This is a genomic window from Galbibacter sp., assembly GCF_035306585.1.
GTDB lineage: Bacteria > Bacteroidota > Bacteroidia > Flavobacteriales > Flavobacteriaceae > Galbibacter.
The window spans coordinates 1-5176 of the sequence record NZ_DATGNU010000029.1 but is presented as its reverse complement, the minus strand read 5'-3'; the positions used below and the strand labels follow the sequence as shown (position 1 = coordinate 5176).

The window sequence follows — 5176 nt, the reverse complement described above, 5'->3', positions numbered from 1 at the left end:
AATTTAAAGTTTTGGTTGGTTAATGAAAAAAACTCGGCTTCGGCCGAGTTTTTTGCTATGGGACTAATTTAACTTTTTTGGAATAGTAATTGATATTTCTAGTAAAGTAACTCGTAATGTAATTGATTTTGTTATTTTTACAGTAATAATTAAAACTATGAGGAAGTTTTTATTAGCCCTATGTGTGTTTTGGCTTTCTGCATTTACTAACCAAAGCACTGACTATGAAACTGCCAGCACATTTCAGGCTGGTGAATGGTTCAAGTTTCGAATCCATTACGGCTGGTTCAATGCAAGTTATGCTACCCTTGAGGTGAAAGACGAAATTCTTAATGGAAAAGAAGTTTTTCACGTCATTGGACATGGGAAAACTACTGGACTGGCGAGTGTTTTTTTTAAGGTAGAAGATAATTACGAAAGTTATTTCGACAAAAGGACTGGACAACCCTATAAATTTATCCGAAAAATAAATGAGGGAGGTCATACCAAAGATGTTGAAATCAATTTCGATTACAATACTAATAAGGCGACTTTAATTGACCATAAACACGATAGAAAACAAACCTTTAAAATTCAGGATGATATTCAAGATTTACTATCGGCATTCTATTACCTGAGAGAAAATTGGGATATCGATGGCTTAAAGGTAGGTGATGAGCATGTCTCTAATATGCTATTTGATGATGATGGGGTTTATAAGTTTAAACTCAAGTTCCTCGGTAGAGAAATCATCAAGACAAAGTTTGGGAAAGTAAAGTGTATTAAGTTTAGGCCTTATGTGCAATCCGGAAGGGTTTTCAAAGAAGAGGAAAGTCTTACGCTTTGGGTCTCCGATGATGCTAACAAAATTCCAATTCGGGTAAAGGCCGATATTTTAGTTGGATCCATTAAAGCAGATTTGGATGCATTTAAGGGGTTAAAACATCAGTTTAAAATTCATATGGATTAGTTCATGGCTATAAGTACAGACATTGAGAAACAGGTAGATCAATTAGAAGAAAAATATAAAAATTCTGGACAGGACTTGAGTTCATATCTCGATGGCTTGTTGCATGCAAAATACTTAACTTATTGGGATTATATACATTTAGACACGCTTCTGAGTTTACAGATTACTCGTACGCATTTTCCGGATGAGACTATTTTTATTTCGTATCACCAAATCACAGAATTGTACTTCAAGCTCATTATCCATGAGCAAAAACAAATTATTGATGACAAACAGCATAATGCCGATTTTTTAATTAAAAAGATCGAGCGGATCAATAGCTATTATAAAATCATGATCAATTCCTTTAGGGTGATGATTAATGGTCTAGATCGCGAGCAGTTTTTAAAATACAGAATGACACTGTTGCCTGCTAGCGGTTTCCAATCAGCCCAATTTAGGATGATCGAATTATATGCCACTCCATTATATAATTTACTCGCTCCTTCGATGAAAGGCAATTTTTCTGAAAATTCATCGTTGGAAGACTTATACGAGAATATTTATTGGAAAAAAGGAGCCATTGATCACAGTACTGGGGAGAAGACCTTAACCTTAAGACAATTTGAATATCGTTATACACCGCGTTTTATGCGAATTGCGAAGGAAGTCCGTGGAGGAACTATCTATGATAAATTCCTAAAACTGCCTTCTGAAGTAAAACAAAATAAACTCCTTATTGATGTGATGCGTCAATTAGATGTGAATGCTAATGTGAATTGGAATTTGATGCATATGGGTGTTGCATACAAGCATTTAAGTAATAATGAACTCACTATAGACTCCACTGGAGGAACTAATTGGAAAGAGTTTTTGCCGCCAAGTTTTCAGAAAATCATCTTTTTTCCTGAACTTTGGAGCCAAGAAGAAATAGCCGACTGGGGAAAGCAGTGGGTGGAGCATATGTTTAACCCTCAAACGAAAAAATAAATGTCAAAAAATGTAGTAGGCCTTTTTATTTTGACGGTCTTTACACTAATCTCGTGTAAGAAACAAACCAATACAGTAGATGAGCAAGCACAAATTAGTGCGTTGGTGGAAGAGAAGGTTGAACCAGTTGAGCTTATGGAGTTTGGATATAATCTCAACGATTATACCGTGGTAAGGGATACCATTAAAGCTGGTGATAGTTTTGGAGAGATATTACAGCGAAATAACTTAGATTATCCTCAAATATACAATATTGTTGAAGGTGCAAAGGACTCCTTTGATATTACCAAACTACAGGTAGGAAAACCATATACCTTGTTAATGGTAGAGGGTGATTCTGTAAAACTTCCAAAATGTTTTATTTATCAGCCCAATAAGATCGATTATGTTGTAGTTGATTTTGCTGATACCACCATTGTTAAAAAAGGAAAGAAAGATGTCACCTTAGTTGAGCGGGAAGCTACTGGGGTAATTGATGGTTCATTGTATTTTACCCTACAAGAGCAAGGTTTGAGTACTATTGTTGCCTATAAGATGAGTGATATCTACGCTTGGACGGTGGATTTCTTTAGAATTCAGAAAGGGGACCGTTTTAAAGTCATTTATACAGAGAAGTATATAGATGATAGCATTTACGCTGGAGTTGACCAGATAAAGGCGGCTTACTTTGAACACAAAGGGGAACCGTTTTATGCCTTTCGATTCGAGACAGATTCAACCAAGCATATCGTTGATTATTTTGATGAGTCGGCCAATAACTTAAGACGTGCGTTTTTAAAAGCGCCTGTACAATTTAGCCGAATTTCATCCCGTTATAACCTAAAACGTAGGATTGCTTATTATGGAAATCGCGTTCGTCCTCATAGAGGAACAGATTTTGCTGCTCCAGTTGGGACGCCCATTTTATCTACAGCTAATGGGACGGTTATCGCCTCTGAGCGAAGAGGAGGAAATGGAAATTACGTCAAGGTGAAGCACAATAGCACCTATTCCACCCAATATTTGCATATGCAAAAGCGTAAGGTGAAAGTCGGAGATTACGTCAAACAAGGAGATGTTATAGGTTGGGTAGGTATGACAGGTAATACCAGTGGACCTCATGTTTGTTATCGATTCTGGAAGAATGGCAAACAAGTAGATCCATTTAAACAGGATCTGCCACAAGCAGAGCCTATTTCAGATAGTTTAAAAGTAAAATATCTGGATTATATTCACCCGATCAAGCAGCAATTGGATGCCCTTATGTTTGAGAGTCCAAAAGTAGATGAAGAAGAATTTATAACCGAATTAAATCAAGATAATGCCATTAGCAGCAAAAAATCCAACTAATACTACCGCCTGGAACGAATTACAGGAATACTACAATAGTTTTAAAGATAGACAGATTAAGGAACTCTTTGAAAAGGATCCTGAAAGAGCAAATAAGTTTACCTTAAAATGGAATGATTTTCTAGTCGATTTTTCTAAAAATCGCATTGATGACACGTCTTTTGAATTACTACAAAAATTAGCAAAAGAGTCGAATCTAGAAGATGCAATTCAGAAGTACTTTGGAGGTGATTTAATAAACCAAACTGAAGGGAGAGCTGTATTACATACCGCTTTAAGGACCAGTAAATCGGATGACGTTAGAGTAGATGGGGAAAATGTAGTTCCAGAAGTTTACCAAGTTCGTGAAAAAATAAAATCATTTACTGATTCTATAATATCTGGAAAGCACAAAGGCTACACCGGGAAGGCGATTACCGATATTGTAAATATCGGAATTGGGGGATCTGATCTTGGACCTGTAATGGTCACTGAGGCATTACAGTACTATAAAAACCATCTTCAAGTCCATTTTGTTAGTAATGTGGATGGTGATCATGTACATGAAACCTTAAAAGGACTTAATCCTGAAACCACTTTGTTTATAATTGTTTCCAAGTCTTTTACCACTCAGGAAACATTGACCAATGCCTTAACCATTAAGAAATGGTTTTTAAATTCAGCTTCGCAAAAAGATGTCGCAACCCACTTTGTTGCAGTATCTACGAATCTAGAAAAGATAGATGAATTTGGAATTGCTCCTGAAAATGTCTTTCCAATGGAAGATTGGGTTGGTGGACGTTTCTCTCTATGGAGTGCTGTTGGACTTTCTATTGCACTAGCGGTTGGTTACGACAATTTTGAAAAATTGTTAGATGGGGCTCATGCTATGGATACGCATTTTAAAGAAACACCTTTTGAGAAAAACATCCCTGTTATCCTTGCCCTTTTAAGTGTTTGGTATAATAATTTTTATGGAGCCGAAAGTGAAGCACTGATTCCATATAGTCAATACCTTCATCGTTTAGCGGCTTATTTGCAGCAAGGTACTATGGAGAGTAACGGGAAAAGTGTAGATCGAGAAGGTCATCCAGTAACCTATCAAACCGGAACGATCATTTGGGGAGAACCAGGAACAAATTCGCAACATGCATTTTTCCAATTGATCCACCAAGGAACCAAACTAATACCAACGGATTTTATCGGGTATGTAGAGTCCTTATACGGAGATCAAGACCATCACAATAAATTAATGGCTAATTATTTTGCTCAAACAGAGGCCCTTATGACAGGTAAAACTGCGCAGGAAGTTCGAGATGAATTGGAGGGTGGCAATTTATCAAGTGAAGAAATTGATGCTTTGGTGCCATTTAAAGTTTTTGAAGGAAATAAGCCGACAAACTCCATCTTAATTCACAAACTAACACCACAATCTTTAGGAGCATTAGTAGCTATGTATGAGCATAAAATATTTGTTCAAGGGGTTATTTGGAACATTTTTAGTTACGATCAGTGGGGTGTTGAACTTGGTAAACAACTCGCCTCTACTATCCTTAAGGATATAACTTCGGAAAGTGTTAGCAAACACGATGGTTCTACGTTAAATCTTTTACAATACTTTAAGAACAATTAACAAAAATTATAAAAATCCTAAATCGTAGCGTTATAATATCCATGATGTTAAAATGTTACGATTTTTGTGTACTTTTGTCAATGTGTTAAATTATTTAACATTCACATAATGTAGGAGTCCTTTTTTAATGGGATTTTTGCACGGTCAAATTAAATTAAATAACAAATGAAGACAATTTACAATTGGATTTTTACCGCAGTATTTGCGTTAATTTCAACTGCAGCATTTTCGCAAGGAACTATTACGGGTTCTGTAGTTGATGGTAGCATGGGGCAGCCTCTGCCAGGTGCGAACGTCATGATCAAAGGTTCTAGTAC

The 5176-nt window shown here is 36.3% G+C and carries 4 protein-coding genes; all 4 read left to right on the top strand.

Annotation, left to right across the window (positions count from 1 at the left end; genetic code table 11):
- The first annotated feature begins 157 nt into the window (after positions 1-157).
- From VKY50_RS03330 to pgi, 4 genes are read left to right on the top strand one after another with little or no spacing between them, the layout of a single operon-like run.
- The gene (locus VKY50_RS03330) at positions 158-949 is read left to right on the top strand and encodes a DUF3108 domain-containing protein (RefSeq protein ID WP_324298836.1); all 792 of its coding nucleotides are present in this window, start codon (positions 158-160) and stop codon (positions 947-949) included.
- 3 nt (positions 950-952) lie between these two features.
- Entirely contained in the window at positions 953-1918 is a 966-nt protein-coding gene (locus tag VKY50_RS03325; RefSeq protein ID WP_324298835.1) for a tryptophan 2,3-dioxygenase family protein, read from the top strand.
- A complete protein-coding gene (locus tag VKY50_RS03320; RefSeq protein ID WP_324298833.1) occupies positions 1919-3247 on the top strand; it encodes a peptidoglycan DD-metalloendopeptidase family protein in 1329 nt (442 codons plus the stop codon).
- Complete coding sequence (gene pgi, locus VKY50_RS03315) at positions 3219-4859, top strand: glucose-6-phosphate isomerase (protein ID WP_324298831.1); 1641 nt, start codon at positions 3219-3221, stop codon at positions 4857-4859. The genes VKY50_RS03320 and pgi overlap by 29 nt, the downstream gene beginning before the upstream one ends.
- Positions 4860-5176 lie beyond the last annotated feature (317 nt).